This is a genomic window from Pseudomonas fakonensis (genome assembly GCF_019139895.1).
GTDB classification, from domain to species: Bacteria; Pseudomonadota; Gammaproteobacteria; order Pseudomonadales; family Pseudomonadaceae; genus Aquipseudomonas; species Aquipseudomonas fakonensis.
Map to the genome: position 1 here is coordinate 1,408,624 of NZ_CP077076.1, position 17,145 is coordinate 1,425,768.

General features: G+C 64.2%; 16 protein-coding genes. 11 read left to right on the plus strand and 5 right to left on the minus strand.

Features of this window, described 5'->3' with window-relative positions; genetic code table 11:
• Positions 1-122: 122 nt before the first annotated feature.
• The 5 genes from cysM to KSS94_RS06450 all read left to right on the plus strand — a co-directional run bounded on the left by cysM (position 123) and on the right by KSS94_RS06450 (position 6,199).
• Positions 123-1,022, plus strand: coding sequence for a cysteine synthase CysM (cysM, locus tag KSS94_RS06430; protein WP_217842189.1), 900 nt, complete (start codon positions 123-125; stop codon positions 1,020-1,022).
• Positions 1,022-2,380 (plus strand): 23S rRNA (uracil(1939)-C(5))-methyltransferase RlmD, encoded by a 1,359-nt coding sequence (gene rlmD, locus KSS94_RS06435; RefSeq protein WP_217842190.1) that lies wholly within the window; start codon positions 1,022-1,024, stop codon positions 2,378-2,380. Before cysM ends, rlmD begins: the two co-directional genes overlap by 1 nt.
• A 99-nt stretch (positions 2,381-2,479) precedes the next feature.
• Positions 2,480-4,720, plus strand: a complete 2,241-nt coding sequence (relA, locus tag KSS94_RS06440; protein ID WP_217842191.1) for a GTP diphosphokinase — start codon at positions 2,480-2,482, stop codon at positions 4,718-4,720.
• Between the two features lie 76 nt (positions 4,721-4,796).
• Positions 4,797-5,630 carry a nucleoside triphosphate pyrophosphohydrolase gene (gene mazG, locus KSS94_RS06445; protein WP_217842192.1) on the plus strand — a complete coding sequence of 278 codons (834 nt, stop codon included), beginning with the start codon at positions 4,797-4,799 and terminating at the stop codon, positions 5,628-5,630.
• A gap of 26 nt (positions 5,631-5,656) precedes the next feature.
• Positions 5,657-6,199 carry a DUF2058 domain-containing protein gene (locus KSS94_RS06450; protein WP_217842193.1) on the plus strand — a complete coding sequence of 181 codons (543 nt, stop codon included), beginning with the start codon at positions 5,657-5,659 and terminating at the stop codon, positions 6,197-6,199.
• A gap of 46 nt (positions 6,200-6,245) precedes the next feature.
• Here KSS94_RS06450 and KSS94_RS06455 read toward each other — a convergent pair whose 3' ends face one another.
• From KSS94_RS06455 to purM, 4 genes are all read right to left on the minus strand, one after another.
• The gene (locus KSS94_RS06455; RefSeq protein WP_217842194.1) at positions 6,246-6,428 is read right to left on the minus strand and encodes a hypothetical protein; all 183 of its coding nucleotides are present in this window, start codon (positions 6,426-6,428) and stop codon (positions 6,246-6,248) included.
• Positions 6,429-6,662: 234 nt separating this feature from the next.
• Positions 6,663-7,373, minus strand: coding sequence for a DUF3108 domain-containing protein (locus KSS94_RS06460; protein WP_217842195.1), 711 nt, complete (start codon positions 7,371-7,373; stop codon positions 6,663-6,665).
• An 8-nt stretch (positions 7,374-7,381) separates the two neighbouring features.
• Positions 7,382-8,029 carry a phosphoribosylglycinamide formyltransferase gene (gene purN, locus KSS94_RS06465; protein WP_217842196.1) on the minus strand — a complete coding sequence of 216 codons (648 nt, stop codon included), beginning with the start codon at positions 8,027-8,029 and terminating at the stop codon, positions 7,382-7,384.
• Positions 8,029-9,087 (minus strand): phosphoribosylformylglycinamidine cyclo-ligase, encoded by a 1,059-nt coding sequence (purM, locus tag KSS94_RS06470; RefSeq protein ID WP_217842197.1) that lies wholly within the window; start codon positions 9,085-9,087, stop codon positions 8,029-8,031. Before purM ends, purN begins: the two co-directional genes overlap by 1 nt.
• Before the next feature lie 338 nt (positions 9,088-9,425).
• On the opposite strand from purM, the gene KSS94_RS06475 reads away from it, so the two are divergent.
• The 6 genes from KSS94_RS06475 to KSS94_RS06500 all read left to right on the plus strand — a co-directional run bounded on the left by KSS94_RS06475 (position 9,426) and on the right by KSS94_RS06500 (position 16,546).
• The gene (locus KSS94_RS06475; RefSeq protein ID WP_217842198.1) at positions 9,426-10,481 is read left to right on the plus strand and encodes a DUF2066 domain-containing protein; all 1,056 of its coding nucleotides are present in this window, start codon (positions 9,426-9,428) and stop codon (positions 10,479-10,481) included.
• Positions 10,482-10,493: 12 nt separating this feature from the next.
• Positions 10,494-11,567: an AI-2E family transporter gene (locus KSS94_RS06480; RefSeq protein WP_217842199.1), complete on the plus strand. Its 1,074-nt coding sequence runs from the start codon at positions 10,494-10,496 to the stop codon at positions 11,565-11,567.
• Between the two features lie 192 nt (positions 11,568-11,759).
• On the plus strand, positions 11,760-12,464 hold the full coding sequence (gene hda / locus KSS94_RS06485; RefSeq protein WP_217842200.1) for a DnaA regulatory inactivator Hda: 705 nt from the start codon (positions 11,760-11,762) through the stop codon (positions 12,462-12,464).
• Between the two features lie 127 nt (positions 12,465-12,591).
• Positions 12,592-13,227 (plus strand): C40 family peptidase, encoded by a 636-nt coding sequence (locus KSS94_RS06490; protein ID WP_217842201.1) that lies wholly within the window; start codon positions 12,592-12,594, stop codon positions 13,225-13,227.
• Positions 13,228-13,374: 147 nt separating this feature from the next.
• Entirely contained in the window at positions 13,375-13,908 is a 534-nt protein-coding gene (locus KSS94_RS06495) for a C40 family peptidase (protein WP_217842202.1), read from the plus strand.
• Between the two features lie 82 nt (positions 13,909-13,990).
• The gene (locus tag KSS94_RS06500; RefSeq protein ID WP_217842203.1) at positions 13,991-16,546 is read left to right on the plus strand and encodes a dermonecrotic toxin domain-containing protein; all 2,556 of its coding nucleotides are present in this window, start codon (positions 13,991-13,993) and stop codon (positions 16,544-16,546) included.
• On the opposite strand, the gene KSS94_RS06505 is transcribed toward KSS94_RS06500, so the two are convergent.
• The gene (locus KSS94_RS06505; RefSeq protein WP_217842204.1) at positions 16,533-17,111 is read right to left on the minus strand and encodes a hypothetical protein; all 579 of its coding nucleotides are present in this window, start codon (positions 17,109-17,111) and stop codon (positions 16,533-16,535) included. The two genes, KSS94_RS06500 and KSS94_RS06505, sit on opposite strands and share 14 nt — an antisense overlap.
• Between the last annotated feature and the right edge of the window lie 34 nt (positions 17,112-17,145).

A 17,145-nucleotide genomic window follows, 5' to 3' on the forward strand; every position in this document is an offset into this window, starting at 1 on the left:
AAAAAATCCCCAATCCCCACCCTTATACCCACCCGCTATAACGACCAACCATTGCGAGATATGGCCTGGCAACGAATGCCGGTATGATAGCCCCCCCTGCCGTCCGGATTGCGAAAACGCCCATGACCCTGCAGTACCCAACCATCGCCGATTGCGTCGGCAACACGCCTCTGGTTCGCCTGCAGCGCATCGCCGGGGCAACCAGCAACACCTTGCTGCTCAAGCTCGAAGGCAACAACCCGGCCGGCTCGGTCAAGGACCGCCCGGCGCTGTCGATGATCACCCGCGCCGAACTGCGCGGCCAGATCAAGCCCGGTGACACCCTCATCGAAGCCACCTCCGGCAACACCGGCATCGCCCTGGCCATGGCCGCGGCGATCAAGGGCTACAAGATGATCCTGATCATGCCCGACAACTCCACCGCCGAACGCAAGGCAGCCATGACTGCCTACGGCGCCGAGTTGATCCTGGTGACCAAGGAAGAAGGCATGGAAGGTGCCCGCGACCTGGCCGAAAAACTCCAGGCCGAAGGCCGCGGCCTGGTGCTCGACCAGTTCGCCAACGGCGACAACCCCATCGCCCACTACAACAGCACCGGCCCGGAAATCTGGCAACAGACCCAAGGCAGCATCACCCATTTCGTCAGCTCCATGGGCACCACCGGTACCATCATGGGCTGCTCGCAATACCTCAAAGAGCAAAACCCTGCGGTACAGATCGTCGGCCTGCAGCCGATGGAAGGCTCGGCCATCCCCGGCATCCGCCGCTGGCCCGAGGAATACCTGCCAAAGATCTTCGACGCCACCCGCGTCGACCGCGTGCTCGACATGTCCCAGCAGGAAGCCGAAGACACCACCCGCCGCCTGGCCCGTGAAGAAGGCATCTTCTGCGGCGTTTCGTCCGGCGGTGCGGTGGCGGGCATGCTGCGTCTGTCCCGCGAAGTCGAGAACGCTGTGATGGTCGCAATCATCTGCGACCGCGGCGACCGTTACCTGTCCACCGGCCTGTTCGATCCCACCTGATGTCCAGAAAGAAAAGCAACAGCGGCCTGCGCTTCCAGCCAGCCGGCGGCAACCGTACCGCACAAGTGCCCGTGGGCAAGAAGCAACGCCTGCAGATCGAGCGCCTGAGCGGTGATGGCCGCGGCATCGCCTTCATTGAAGGCCGCACCTGGTTCGTCAGCGGCGCGCTGGGCGGTGAAGAGGTCGAGGCGCGGGTACTCGGCGCCCGTGGCAAGGTGGTCGAGGCGCGCCTGGAGCGCGTGTTCCAGGCCAGCCCCGAACGCCGCGAGGCCCCCTGCAAGCACTATGACCGCTGCGGCGGCTGCAACCTGCAGCACCTGCCCCACGAAGGCCAGCTGGCACTCAAGCAGCGGTTGCTGGCCGAGCAACTGCAACGGGTGGCCGGCCTGCAGCCGGAAGAATGGGCCGCCCCGCTGAGCGGGCCTGAGTTCGGCTACCGCCGCCGCGCGCGGGTAGCCGTGCGCTGGGATGTGAAGGCCCGCCAGCTGGAAGTCGGTTTTCGTGCCGAGGCCAGCCAGGACATCATCGCCATTGACGACTGCGCAGTGCTGGTACAACCCTTGCAGTCGATTCTGCGCCACTTGCCGACTGTGCTGCGCAGCCTGGGCAAACCCCAGGCGCTGGGCCATGTAGAGCTGTTCAGTGGCACCGCCGAAGCCGTGCTGGTGCGCCATGTGGCGCCGCTGCCGGACGACGACCTGGCGCGCCTGAAGGCATTCTGCGAACAGGCCAACGCGCAGCTGTGGCTGCAGGGCGAGGGCCAGCCGGCGCCGGTGGATGCCGCCGCCAAGCTGGGCTTTGCGCTCGAGCCCTGGGGGCTGGAGTTGGCCTGGCGGCCGGGCGATTTCGTCCAGGTCAATGCCCAGGTCAACAGCCTGATGATCCAGCAGGCGTTGAGCTGGCTGGCGCCACAGGCAGATGAGCGGGTGCTGGACCTGTTCTGCGGCTTGGGCAACTTCGCCCTGCCGCTGGCCCGCCAGGCCCGCGAAGTAGTGGCGGTGGAAGGCGTGCAGGCCATGGTCGAGCGCGCGGCGGACAATGCCCGGAACAACGATGTGCATAACGCACGGTTTTTTCAGGCCGATTTATCGCAGCCTTTGGCGGGCGCCGGATGGGTCGCCGAAGGCTTTTCTGCGGTACTCTTGGACCCACCACGCGACGGGGCCTTTGAAGTGGTGCAAGGCATCCACGGGCTCGGCGCAAAACGGCTGGTCTACGTATCGTGCAACCCGGCCACGCTGGCGCGAGACGCGCAGGTGCTGGCAGGGCAGGGGTACCGGTTAAAAAGGGCCGGGATTCTCGACATGTTTCCTCAGACGGCGCATGTCGAGGCCATGGCGTTATTCGAAGCAGGCTGACCGGGTCAGCCTTCTTGGTGCAGCCTTCAAGGACTGAGGGCCGTACAGGTGATAACCAGCGCACCCCTGTGGTGCGTTGTATGGAAAGGTAAAACAAAGATGGTACAGGTGAGAGTGCACCAGCCGGTCAACAACGACGGCAGTATCAATCTCGAAGCATGGCTCGATCATGTGGTGAGCGTCGATTCGCAGCTCGATCGCACGGCATTGAAAGATGCCTGCGAGTTCGCCCAGGAAGTCGAGAAAAAGGGTAACCCGGCCAAGCATTCCTGGGCCGATGGTACTTCCAGTTTTCAGGCCGGCCTTGAAATCGCCGAGATTCTTGCCGACCTCAAGCTCGACCAGGATTCGCTGGTCGCGGCGGTCATCTACCGCTCGGTACGCGAAGGCAAGGTCACCCTCGCCGAAGTCGGCCAACGCTTCGGCCCGGTGGTCTCCAAGCTGATCGACGGCGTGCTGCGCATGGCCGCCATCAGCGCCAGCCTGAGCCCGCGCCAGTCGCTGGTGCTGGGCTCCCAGGCGCAGGTCGAGAACCTGCGCAAGATGCTGGTGGCCATGGTCGACGACGTGCGCGTGGCGCTGATCAAGCTCGCCGAGCGCACCTGCGCCATCCGCGCGGTCAAGGCCGCCGATGACGAAAAACGCCTGCGCGTGGCCCGCGAAGTGGCCGACATCTACGCGCCACTGGCCCACCGCCTGGGTATCGGCCATATCAAGTGGGAGCTTGAAGACCTCTCGTTCCGCTACCTTGAGCCCGACCAGTACAAGCAGATCGCCAAGCTGCTGCACGAGCGCCGGCTGGACCGCGAGCGCTTCATCAGCGACGTGATGAACCAGTTGCAGAACGAACTGCTGGCTACAGGTGTGAAGGCCGATATCAGCGGCCGGGCAAAACACATCTATTCGATCTGGCGCAAGATGCAGCGCAAGGGCCTGGAATTCAGCCAGATCTACGACGTGCGCGCGGTGCGCGTGCTGGTGCCCGAGGTGCGCGACTGCTACACAGCCCTCGGTATCGTGCACACCCTGTGGCGGCACATCCCCAAAGAATTCGACGACTACATCGCCAACCCCAAGGAAAACGGCTACCGCTCGCTGCACACTGCGGTGATCGGCCCCGAGGGCAAGGTGCTGGAAGTGCAGATCCGCACCCACGCCATGCACGAGGAAGCCGAACTTGGCGTGTGCGCGCACTGGCGCTACAAGGGCACCGACGTCAAGCCCAGCTCCAACCACTACGAAGAGAAGATTTCCTGGCTGCGCCAGGTGCTCGAGTGGCATGAAGAACTGGGCGACATCGGCGGCCTGGCCGAACAGCTGCGGGTGGATATCGAGCCCGACCGGGTCTATGTGTTCACCCCCGACGGCCATGCCATCGACCTGCCCAAGGGCGCCACGCCGCTGGACTTTGCCTACCGCGTGCACACCGAGATCGGCCACAACTGCCGGGGCGCCAAGATCAACGGTCGCATCGTGCCGTTGAACTACAGCCTGCAGACCGGCGAGCAGGTGGAGATCATCACCAGCAAGCACGGCAGCCCCAGCCGCGACTGGCTGAACTCCAACCTGGGCTACGTCACCACCTCGCGGGCGCGGGCCAAGATCGTTCACTGGTTCAAGCTGCAGGCCCGCGACCAGAACGTCGCCGCCGGCAAAACCTTGATCGAGCGCGAACTGAGCCGCCTGGGCCTGCCCCAGGTCGACTTCGAGCGCCTGGCCGAAAAGGCCAACGTCAAGACCGCCGAGGACATGTTCGCAGCCCTGGGCGCCGGCGACCTGCGCCTGGCGCACATGGTCAACGCCGCCCAGCAGTTGCTCGAGCCCGAGCGCCTCGAGCAGGTCGAGCTGATCCCGCGCCAGGCCCGCGGCATCCGTTCGGGCAAGCGCAGCGATATCCAGATCCAGGGTGTCGGCAACCTGCTCACGCAGATGGCCGGCTGCTGCCAGCCGCTGCCGGGCGATGCGATCGTCGGCTACATCACCCAGGGCCGTGGCGTGAGCATTCACCGCCAGGACTGCGCCTCGGTGCTGCAACTGGCCGGCAAGGAGCCGGAGCGCATCATCCAGGTCAGCTGGGGGCCGATTCCGGTGCAAACCTACCCGGTGGACATCGTCATCCGGGCCTACGACCGCCCGGGGCTGCTGCGCGACGTGTCGCAGGTGCTGCTCAACGAGAAGATCAACGTGCTGGCGGTCAACACCCGCTCGAACAAGGAAGACAACACCGCGTTGATGTCGCTGACCATCGAGATCCCCGGCCTGGATGCCCTTGGCCGCCTGCTGGGGCGCATCTCGCAGTTGCCCAACATCATCGAGACGCGGCGTAACCGCACCCCTTGATACCGCCATCGCGGGCCATGCCTGTTCCCCACGTGGGAGCGGGCTTGCCCCGCGATGAGGCCGGTAAGGACAACCCATGACCTACACCCTCGACGACCTCCTGCACCTCATGGCCCGCCTGCGCGACCCGCAGCACGGCTGCCCGTGGGACTTGAAGCAGGACTACGCCAGCATCGTCCAGCACACCCTCGAAGAAGCCTACGAGGTGGCCGACACCATCGAGCGCGGCGACTTCGCCCACTTGCAGGGCGAGCTGGGCGACTTGTTGTTCCAGGTGGTCTACTACAGCCAGCTGGCCCGGGAGGAGGGGCGTTTCGAGTTCGCAGGGGTGGTCGATTCGATCACCCGCAAGCTGATCCGCCGCCACCCCCACGTCTTCCCCACCGGCGAGCTGTATGCGCCGCTGGATACCCCTGCGCTGAGCGAAGCCCAGGTCAAATCCCGCTGGGAAGAGATCAAGGCCGAAGAACGCGCTGAAAATAGCGACCCCGAGCAGCTGTCGCTGCTCGACGATGTACCCGCGGCATTGCCTGCACTGTCCCGCGCTGCCAAGCTGCAAAAGCGCGCGGCCACGGTCGGCTTCGACTGGCCTGAAGCGCTGCCGGTGCTGGACAAGGTGCGTGAAGAACTCGACGAAGTGTTGCAGGCCATGGCCGACGGTGACAGCGATGCACTGGAAGACGAACTCGGCGACCTGCTGTTCGCCACCGTCAACCTGGCCCGCCACCTCAAGCACGACCCGGAAAACGCCCTGCGCCGTGCCAATCGCAAGTTCGAGCGGCGTTTCCGATTTATCGAACAGGCATTGCGCGAGCAGGGCCTGAACATCCAAGATCGTACCCTCGACGAGCTGGACGCCCTGTGGGGCGAGGCCAAGCGTCAGGAAAAGAACCTGCCCAGCTGCGGCTGAGCCGATGCATAAGTGAGTGAACACCCATGAGCCTTTCCCTTCGCGACCAACTGCTCAAAGCCGGCCTGGTCAACCAGAAACAGGTTTCCCAGACCAACAAGGCCGAGAAGAAACAAAAACGCCTGGAACACAAAGGCCAGGTGGAGGTGGACGATAGCCAGCAGCGCCTGGCCAAAGAAGCCATTGCCGAAAAAGCCAAGAAGGACCAGGAGCTGAACCGCCAGGTCCAGGAGAAGGCCGAGCAAAAGGCCCGCGCTGCGCAGATCAAGCAATTGATCGAGGCGACCCGCCTGCCCAAGCTGACCACCGAGGACTACTACAACTTCGTAGAGGACAAGAAGGTCAAGCGCATCGCGGTCAACGCCCTGATGCGCAGCAAACTGAGCAACGGCGCGCTGGCCATCGTCGCCCACGGCGGCGGCTACGAGGTGATCCCGCGCGAGGCGGCGGTGAAGATCCAGGAGCGCGACCCCAACCGCATCCTGCTGCTCAACACCCATGTCGAGCAAGCCGACGAAGCCGATGACCCGTACGCGGCCTACAAGATCCCGGATGATCTGATGTGGTAAACACGAAAAACCCCGCCTAGGCGGGGTTTTTTACAGGAAGACTGTGTCATTGCGTGCTGCGCTGGTTTTCCAGGACTTCCAGCTCGGTACGGTACTGCTGGGCCTGTTGCTCGTCGTGGAACATGCCCACCAGTTGGCCTTGCTGATGCACGTCCCAGATCCGCACACCAGCGGCCAGGCCTTCGTGGGACATTTTCGATTCGTCGCGTTCGGTTACTTTGACAGTCATCGCTTAACTCCACTGCTAGGGTTGGCTGCGGCACTGTGTCGCAGGTCTTCTTTATAGAATTTGTTAGCAGGCTAAGTAAATAAAACAGCGATGAAACAAGTTTCATGAACCGTTGGCACGGTCACCGGTAGGAGCCGGCTTGCCGGCGATAGGGCCGGTACATCCACAGCATTAATGCCAGGCAAAAAGAAGCCCCGCACAAGGCGGGGCTCCAGGTCTTGCTGCTACGGCGAATCAGTTACCCTTCACCGCCTTGCCATCGACCGTACCGTCTTGCAGCACGATCACGTACTCCTTGCCGTCGGTTTCCACCTGGCGCAGCTGCACCAGCAGGTAGTCCCAGTTCTTGGCGAACCACAGCTCGGTAATACGCTTGCTCTGGCTCGGGTCACGCACCCGCTCGACCTTGATCGCATCGACCTGGCCGGCCTTGGTGGCAACCTTTTCAGTGCCCAGCACGCGGAAGTCGTAGGTGTCGATCTCGTCACCGTCGACCACCTGGTAGGTCATGCTCTTCTTGCCGGCAGCCACATCATGCTGCAGGGCCAGCTGGTACGACGACTTGTCCAGCACACCGCGGTTGAGCGGCAGGCTGATGGCATCACCACGGTCGCTGCCGGTGACCTTCTTGCTCGACCAGTCGAAGTCCAGGTCGACCTTCTTCGCCTTGCCCAGGCCGCCGCGTTCGAAGTGGTACTTCTGCGGCAGCAGGGTGTCGTTGTCCATGCGCACGGTGCTTTGCTCGGTCAGGCTGGCAATCATCATGGACGCCTTGAAATCAAGGTTCCAGGTACCGTTGGCATTCTTGACCAGGCTGCGCTCTGCGGTGCCGCTCATGGGCAGTTGCTTCCAGTCGGCGGTGTAACTGGCCGAAAAAGGCTTCAGGTCAGCTGCCTGGAGCGGCAGGGCAAGCACGGCAAGAGCCAAGAGCAGGGCGCGACGCATAGTTTCTCCTAGGATCGAATCAAGTGGCCGCTGGCCGGCAGCGGCTGGTCATCCAGTAACGCACCCTGTTCGCCCAGGCGCAAGCGGCCTTCGGCGAACCAGCGCACGGCCAGCGGGTAGATCTGGTGTTCCTGCAGGTGCACGCGCTGGGCGAGCGTCTGCGCAGTGTCGTCGCTTGCGACCGGCACCACAGCCTGTACGACCAGAGGCCCGCCATCGAGTTCCTCGGTGACGAAGTGCACGCTGCAGCCATGCTCGCTGTCACCGGCCTCCAGCACGCGCTGGTGGGTGTGCAGGCCTTTGTACAACGGCAACAGTGACGGATGTATGTTCAGCAGGCGGCCTTGATAGTGGCGCACGAAGCCACCGCTCAGGATGCGCATGAAACCGGCCAGCACGACCAGGTCGGGCTCGAAGCCGTCGATCAGCGCCATCAGCGCTGTGTCGAAGGCGTCCCGACCGTCGAAGCCACCGTGCGCGAGCACGGCGGTATCGATGCCGGCAGCGCGGGCGCGCTCCAGGCCGTAGGCATCGGCGCGGTTCGAGATCACCGCGCGGATGCGCGCCGGGCTGTCGCTGGCGCTGTCGATCAGCGCCTGCAGGTTGCTGCCGGAGCCCGACAGCAGTACCACGACGTTACAGGTCTTGCCCGGCATCAGTGTGCCTTGAGGTTCTGCAGCTCGACCTGGGCAGCACCTTCGGCGGCCTCGGCGATGCGGCCGATCACCCATGGCTGCTCGCCCGCTTTGCGCAGTTCGTTCAGGGCAGCTTCTACTTGCTCCTGGGCCACGCAGATGACCATGCCCACGCCGCAGTTCAGCACGCGGTGCATTTCGTGCTCGTCGACGTTGCCTTTTTGCTGCAGGAAGTCGAACACTGCCGGGCGCTGCCAGCTGGCCACATCGACCACGGCCTGGGCGTTCTTCGGCAGTACGCGCGGGATGTTGTCCAGCAGGCCGCCGCCGGTGATGTGGGCCATGGCCTTCACCGCGCCAGTGTTCTTGATCAGTTGCAGCAGGGGTTTGACGTAGATGCGGGTCGGCGCCATCAGCAGGTCAGTCAGTGGCTTGCCTTCGAGTTGGGTGTTCTCGATGTCGGTGCCGGACACTTCGAGGATCTTGCGGATCAGCGAGTAGCCGTTGGAGTGCGGGCCGGAAGAGGGCAGGGCGATCAGTGCGTCACCGGTGGCAACCTTGGAGCCGTCGATGATCTCGGCCTTTTCCACCACGCCCACACAGAAGCCGGCCAGGTCGTAGTCTTCGCCTTCGTACATGCCAGGCATTTCGGCGGTTTCACCACCGACCAGCGAGCAGCCGGCCAGTTCGCAACCGGCGCCGATGCCGGTGACCACAGTGGCGGCCACGTCGACGTTGAGCTTGCCGGTGGCGTAGTAGTCGAGGAAGAACAGCGGCTCGGCGCCGCACACTACCAGGTCGTTGACGCACATGGCGACCAGGTCCTGGCCGATGCTGTCGTGTTTGTTCAGGTTCAGTGCCAGGCGCAGCTTGGTGCCGACGCCGTCGGTGCCGGAGACCAGCACCGGCTGCTTGTAGCCGGCCGGGATCTCGCAGAGGGCGCCGAAGCCGCCCAGGCCACCCATGACTTCAGGGCGTGCGGTGCGCTTGGCGACGCCCTTGATGCGTTCGACCAGTGCTTCGCCGGCGTCGATGTCTACACCGGCGTCTTTGTAGCTCAGGGAGGGTTGCTTGCTCATTGATCCAGGCCTTTAAGAGGGAGGGATTCAGGAAAACGACCGGGACGGCCAAGGCCGGCTGCGAGGCGGCGGCTGTCTGTACGTCACTGGTCTGCGAAGGCGCGCGATTTTATCAGGGTTGCCCCTCAGCGGCCATCCTCAGGCCGACGGGCAGGGCGCAAATCTGGGGAAAAAGTGCTGATTCACGGTGCGCGACTGGTTGCCGTGCCGGTGCCTGTATAAGGTATAGGCATTGCGACGGCACAAATGCTGGCACGGGTGGAGCATTCTGCGCCGCCCTGCGGTCACAGCCCACAGTTCGGGCGCGTCGCCCCCGGTTATCTGGACAGGAATCCCCCATGCGTCTTTTCCCTCGTTTCGCCGCCGCGTGCCTCGCGCTGGTTGGCGTGGCCGCCCAGGCTGAAACCGTCTCCGGCCTGTACCAGGTACGCGAGCCCATCGAAGGGCAGGGCAGCGAGGCCCGTGCCCAAGCCACCGGCAAGGCTTTCGACACCCTGGTGCTGCGCCTGACCGGCGATGCCAAGGCGCCGCAGAGCCCGGCCCTGGCCAGCCTGCGCAAGGACCCGCAGCCCATCGTCAACCAGGTCGGTACCGAAGCCGGGCCGCCTGAGTCGGTGCTGGTGGAGTTCGACCCCGGCAGCACCGAACGTGCCCTGCGCCAGGCAGGCCTGGCCCTGTGGGGCAGCAACCGCCCGTCCATACTCGGCTGGTGGCTGAACGACAGCGTCGAGGGCAGCAACCTGGTGGGGGACGGCCAGAGCGCCGCCGAGCCGCTGCGCCGCGCCGCCCAGCACCGTGGACTGCCGCTGCGCCTGCCATTGGCCGACCTGCAGGAGCAACTGGTGGCTAACGCCAAGCAGGTCGAAAGCAGCGACCCCGCACCGCTGCGCGAGGCGTCCGAGCGTTATGGCGCCGATGCGCTGTTGGCGGTACACGCCCACGAGGCCGACGGCAAATGGCAGGGCAAGTGGCAGCTGTGGCTGGGCGAGCAGCGTGAACAGGGCACGGCAGAGGGCGCCGACCAGGCGGCCCTGGCCGACGCCGTGCTGCTGGCGGTGAGCAACCGCCTGGCGCCGCGCTACGTGACCCGCCCGGGTGCCAGCAGTGAGCTGCAGGTGCAGGTCGAGGGCATGAACCTTGCGCATTACGCAGAGCTTGCCCGTGTGCTCGAACCCTACGGTGCACGGCTGCAGATGGCCGACGGCGGCACCCTCACTTACGCTGTCACCGGCAACCGCGAGCAGTTGCGTGCGCAACTGGCCCTGGCCCGTTTGCAGGAAGTGCCCGCAGAACCTGCAGCCAGCGCTCCGGCACCCACTACCCAGGCTGAACCTGGCGCCACACCTGCACCCGTTCCCCCCAAGCCGTTCGACGGCTTGCGTTTTCGTTGGTAAGGAAACCCTGCAATGACTGACCTGCATCGCTGGATCTGGCTGGGCGCTGCCCTGCTGATCGCCGTGTTGCTGTACCTGCTGCACAACATCCTTTCGCCGTTTCTGGTGGGCATTTTGCTGGCCTACCTGGCCGACCCGCTGGTCGACCGCCTGGAGCGCTGGGGGCTGTCGCGCACCTGGGGCGTGGTGGTGGTGTTCAGCTTGTTCTCGCTGGTGTTCCTGGCGCTGCTGTTGGTGCTGATCCCGATGCTGGCCAAGCAGCTGCTGCGTTTGTATGAGCTGGCGCCGCAGATGCTCGACTGGCTGCAGCACGTTGCCTTGCCGTGGGTGCAGAGCCGCCTTGGGCTGGCCGACGGCTTCTGGAAGTTCGACAAGATCAAGGCCGCCATCGGCGAGCATGTGGGCCAGACCACCGACATCGTCGGCGTGCTGCTGTCCCAGGCCACTGCCTCGAGCCTGGCGCTGATCGGCTGGCTGGCCAACCTGGTGCTGATCCCGGTGGTGGGCTTCTACCTGCTGCGTGACTGGGACCTGATGATGGCCAAGCTGCGCAGCCTGTTGCCGCGTCAGCGCGAACCGCAGGTGGTGGCACTGGCCGGCGAGTGCCATGAGGTGCTTGGCGCCTTCGTGCGTGGGCAGTTGCTGGTGATGCTGGCGCTGGGTGTCATCTATTCCACCGGGCTGATGCTGGTGGGCCTGGAGCTCGGTCTGCTGATCGGCATGCTGGCGGGGCTGGCGGCGATCGTGCCGTACATGGGTTTCATCATTGGTATCGGTGCGGCGATTGTCGCCGGGTTGTTCCAGTTCGGCGGCGAGCTGTACCCGATGCTCGGCATTCTGGCGGTGTTCATGGTCGGCCAGGCGCTGGAGGGCATGGTGCTGACGCCGCTGCTGGTGGGCGACCGCATCGGCCTGCACCCGGTGGCGGTGATCTTCGCCATTCTTGCCGGCGGTGAGCTGTTCGGCTTTACCGGCGTGCTGCTGGCGCTGCCGGTGGCGGCGGTGATCATGGTGCTGCTGCGCCATGTGCATGGGCTGTACAAGGAGTCGGACATGTATGCCGGGGAGATCGACCCGGACTTGTAGCCAATCGCGGGGCAAGCCCGCTTCCGCGAGCTGGGTGGGAGCGGGCTTGCCCCGCGATGCCTTCTTTGCAACGCAACTGCTTGATTTTACTTGCGCTATTCCCCAGCCCGATTGTGCAGCCCGCGTTGCGGGTATAGACTTTGCACACTGTTCACCAAAGGCCCCCTGTGGTCCCTGCGACCACCCGCGAGCATGAAACCGATCCAGTTGCCCCTGGGTGTGCGTCTGCGCGATGACGCCACCTTCATCAACTACTACCCGGGCGCCAATGCCGCAGCATTGGGCTACGTCGAGCGGCTGTGCGAAGCCGACGCCGGCTGGACCGAGAGCCTCATCTATTTATGGGGCAAGCAGGGTGTGGGCCGTACCCACCTGCTGCAGGCCGCCACCCACCGTTTCCAGCAACTGGGCGAGCCGGCCGTCTACCTGCCCCTGGCGCAATTGCTCGACCGCGGCGTGGAGCTGCTCGATAACCTGGAGCAGTACGAGCTGGTGTGCATCGACGACCTGCACGTGATCGCCGGCAAGGCCGACTGGGAAGAGGCGATGTTCCACCTGTTCAACCGCCTGCGCGACAGCGGCCGGCGCCTGCTGCTGGCGGCGTCCAGTTCGCCGCGCGAGCTGCCGATCAAGCTGGCCGACCTCAAGTCGCGCCTGACTCTTGCGCTGATCTTCCAGATGCGCGGCATGTCCGATGAAGACAAGCTGCGCGCCCTGCAACTGCGTGCCTCGCGCCGCGGCCTGCACCTCACCGACGAAGTCGGCCACTTCATCCTCACCCGTGGCACCCGCAGCATGAGCGCACTGTTCGACCTGCTCGAGCGCCTCGACCAGGCCTCGCTGCAAGCCCAGCGCAAGCTGACCATCCCTTTCCTGAAGGAAACCCTGGGCTGGTAAGCCCTTGAAAACACGGCGCCAGAGCCTCTAAACAGAAAAGTCACATCTTTTTCGATAAAATTTGCAAATGGTCACGATAGAAGGCATAGTTTCCCCCTTCTAAAGGACTACAGACACGGTCGTGCCCATGCTGAAGCGCTTCGCACCCCTCGTGCCACTTGCACTTGTATCGCTACTGTTCGGTTGCGCCACCCAAGGCCCGGCCACCCAATCTCAGGATCACCGCCTTGTCACCGAGCAATCGGTCAAGACCAAGGCCGCCAACTCTTCCGTATTCACCGAGGAAGAACTGGCCAGCGAAGAAGACCTCGACGCCTTCTCCAGTAGCAAGCCTTATCAGCTCCCGGTGCTGGCCGACAGCATCCTCGAACGCGGCATGTCGCTGATCGGTACCCGCTATCGCTTTGGCGGCACCTCCGAGAAGTCCGGCTTCGACTGCAGCGGTTTCATCGGCTACCTGTTCCGCGAAGAAGCCGGCATGAACCTGCCGCGTTCCACCCGCGAAATGATCAACGTCGACGCCCCCAAGGTTGCGCGCAACAAGCTCAAGCCAGGCGACCTGCTGTTCTTCAGCACCAACGGCCGTGGCCGCGTGAGCCACGCCGGTATCTACCTGGGCGACAACCAGTTCATCCACTCCAGCAGCCGCCGCAGCGGTGGTGTGCGTATCGACAACCTCGGCGATCGCTACTGGAGCAAGACCTTCATCGAAGCCAAACGCGCATTGGCCATGGCCCCGAGCACCCAGCTCTCGCGCAATTGATTTGATATCAAAATGCTGTACCCTGCCACGGCGGCGTAGCTGAAAAAGCTCGCCGCCGTGCGTGTTTACAGAAAACGTCTAATCTAATTTCTCAACTCTTTTCATCTTCGGCCATGGCCGAAGCTTCCCTGACAGGATGTTCCTCTCATGGCGATGTTGGCGCGTTTCGCATTGCTTGCCCTCGCGGCCCTGCTGGCAGCCTGTTCCGGCCGTGCGCCGGCCCCGGCGCCGGTCTACCCCCCGGTCACCTTCACCCAGCAGCAGCCTGCCTCGCCTGCGGCTGAAGACGTGTTGTTCCGCGCCATCGGCCTGGTGGGCACGCCCTATCGCTGGGGCGGTAATACGCCGGACTCCGGCTTCGATTGCAGTGGCCTGATCGGTTATGTGTACCGTGATGCCGCCGGCATCAGCCTGCCACGCACCACTCGCGACATGATCGTCATGCGTGCCCCCAACGTCGACATCAACGCCCTGCAGTCCGGCGACCTGGTGTTCTTCGCCACCAATGGCGGGGCGCAGGTCAGTCATGCCGGCATCTACGTGGGTGAGGGGCGCTTCGTGCATGCGCCGTCCACCGGTGGCACGGTGCGCCTGGACTACCTGTCCAACAGCTACTGGTCCAAGGCCTACCTGCAGGCCAAGCGGGTACTGCCGCCAGGGCATCTGGCGCAGAACCCCTGATGCCGGTCGGCGTTAGATAGCTACCGCCATGCACTGATCGCGCTGACAACAATGGCGGCTCCCTCACCTGATGGAGCCGGCCATGAGCGCGCTGCAAGACAAATTTCAACGTAACTACGACACCATCGAGCAGGCCGAGCCTTTCGTTCGCCTGGTGGATGAGTTCATCCGCGACTTCCCCGACCCTTACCGACTGGCCAACGAGCATGCGAGGCGTATCGTGCGCCAGCGCGTGGGCAAGGCACTGGACCCGCGATTCTTCTGGTGGCACCAGTTCAGCACCACTGTCAGCAGCCCGCGCACCTTCACCGGCTGGCAGCACAGCGGGCCGCCAGAGAAGTCCATGACCTTGACGCAACTGGTGGTGCAGCGTTTCGACCTGCGCTTTCAGGAGGCTACGGATGATTTGAACCTGTATGGCGGCTTCTATCGCGACGGCCCGCAAGCACCCGCGTTCGATGAGCGCAACGAGCAGCGGCTGCTGGGTTCGGACGTGCAGAACGACCTGTGGGCCCTGAACTTTGGCGCGACTTACCGCGCAGAGGTCGAGCGCTTCTGGCAAGGCAGCGGCGGGCATTTCAAGGTGCTGGCCAAGCTCAACCTGCTGGGCCAGGCTTTCGGTGCCCTGCAGGCCGGGCGCATCGACGCAGCCGAGCTGGCCCTGGTCCGGCAAATGTCCTGCGCCACGGCGAGCCCGCTGACCCTCGCCCAGTTGCAGCAAAACGCATCGGACGCCCCGCTGGAAGTCAGCCGCTACGACATCGGCCATGGCCAGAGGCCGTGGCTCTACAGCCTGGCGGCAGCCAACGGCCGTGTGCTGCTGTACCTGCCCTGGTCCGACCAGGCGTTCAGGTCGTTTGCATCTGAACAGCAACTGGCGGGCTGGGTGCGCAAGCAGTTGCAGGACCCCACCCAGTTGGAGGCATTCGTGCAGGCCGCGCAAGGCGATCAGGCCGATCAGGCTCAGGGGCTGCTGATCCGTGGCGCATTGAACAGCATCGGTGGCAGCCGTTCCAGCGAGGCGGCCGAAGTGCTGCTGGGCTACATGCGCAGGCGGCTATCGGGCGACTTTTTCGTCTACCTGGCCGAACAGGCAGAAGCCGAAATGCGCAGCCATGCTGCCGCGATACTGGACAACGCAGCGCTGCGCAAGGCGCTGTGGAGCGGCTACCTGTCGGCATTTCTGGGGGTGTTCGGCAGCTTCGCCCCCTTGGGCTGGCCGATGGTCCTGCTGCTGCTGGGGGCAGGGGTGAGCCGGGTGGCACTGGACGTGGACGCTGCCCTCAGCGCCGCAGACGTCAATGCCCGCCAGCAGGCGTTGCGCGAGGCCATCATCGACAGCCTGGGGGCCGCATTCAGCCTGGTCGACCTTGGGTTCCGCTCGAATTTCGCAATGTTGGGTTACCAGCCCCCCGCCCATGAGCTCAATACCTCGTTGGCTGGCTGGGGCGTCCATGCCGCGCCTTCTGCACAACTGGACGGGTTGGAGAGCAATCAGTTGGTGCCGGTCGAGCCGATCGGCGCAGGTGTGGCCAGGGGGGTAGAGGTGCGTGCCGATGGCAGTTGCCGCATCAGCCTTGAGGGGCTGTCCTACCGGGTTCGCTACAGCAGCGACTTGAGCAGTTGGCTGATCGTTTCCGAAGACAACCCCTACGCCTTTGCACCGCTGCGCCCGGTGCGCCTGAATGCTGCCGGGCATTGGGAACTACTGGAGCGCCCGCGCCTGGCGGCAGGCGCGCCGCAGGACGTTGAGGGCATGGCCAGCCAGCCTTCGCCGTTCTGGGACCAGTACATGGCCGCTGATCAGAACAGCAGCGCGGCATTGTCCGCCCGTGCCAGGATCAGGCAGAAAAAACTGCTCAGGGGCTTGCCGGTGCTGCCCCGGGACCAGTTGCCCGAGGCGGATGAAGATGGCATCTACTGCATCAAGGTGGGCGGGGTGCCCGTCTATTCGTACCTGCATGAAGGCGATGGTTTTCACAATGAGCTGGTCGAGTATTTCACCGACGAAGATTCACAGGTCAACCGGGTGTTCCGCTATGGCACCTACGACCACGACGATGTAGACAGCTACATCGCCAAGCTGGCCGATTCGCTCGAGCAACTGCCCAGAAACAATGTGGTAACCCTGTATCGCGGTGGCAATGCCGCGCGCGGCACCAGCGGTGCCCCCTACCGCGATGGCCGCTTGAAGGTGGGTGACACGCTGATCAACACCGACCTGACCTCGTTCACCGAAAACCCCTACATCGTGCCCGAGTTCGCCGCCAGGGTGGCGGTGACCTCGGACCTGCCCTGGCTGTTCGACGATACCTCGGTGGTGTTCGAGCTGCCCGCAGGGCAGTACAGCAGTGGCACGCCGATCAGTGCGTTTTCGATGTACTGGGAGGAAGCCGAAACATTGTTCCTGCCCGGCCAATACTTCCGGATCGAGAAGCTCGAGCAACTGTACGGCCCTGGCTATCGCTTCATTCATGTCCAGCTCAAGCAGATTGCCCAGCCTGCATCCGGGCCGTTGCACGACCTGCGTACTGGCGCGTTGTTCGACCGCGCGGTGATGGCGCAGCGAGTGCGCACGCCGGCGCTGGTGCAGCGCTTCTTCCCTGAGCAGGGAGGTGCTGCGTCTACGCCTGCTTGATCAGCAGCGCCACCCCCGGGAAGTACTGCCCCAGTTCGTTGTGCAGCTTGCGGTAGGCATAGGGGAAGTACCAGGCCACCGCACAGGCGGTGTGCTTCTGCAGGTCGTCCACCAGGTCCTGCAGCTCCTCGGGGCTGGCGTGCTGGCCGGCCTTCCATGGTGTGACGAACAGCGCGCCGGCCTTCAGCTGGCTGGGGTAGGCGATGCACTTGGCCTGCAGGGCGGTTTCCAAAAGCGCCGTGGCCATGTCCAGGCGGGCGATGCGCGGGCAGCGCTGGGCGGCATGCAGGTAGATGCTCGCTTCGCTGCTGCTGATCGACAGGTGGCAGCGTGCGTCACGTTCGCCCTCGTCGCGCTGCTTCTTGCTCACCGATTGTTCCAACGCCGCCAGCTCGCCTTGCCAGGCCGCAGCGGCCAGCAAACCGACGTTGGCGGCGGTGCCGTGCCAGTAGGGGGCGTCGTTGTCGCCCTGGAACTGGTTGATACGGTCGATGCAATCGACCCAGCGCTCCAGCGCCGGGCGCAGGAATTCCAGGTGCGGGTTGTTGATGATGAGGCCTTGCATGCTGCGCTCCTTGTGATTGTAATCGAGGTCAGCT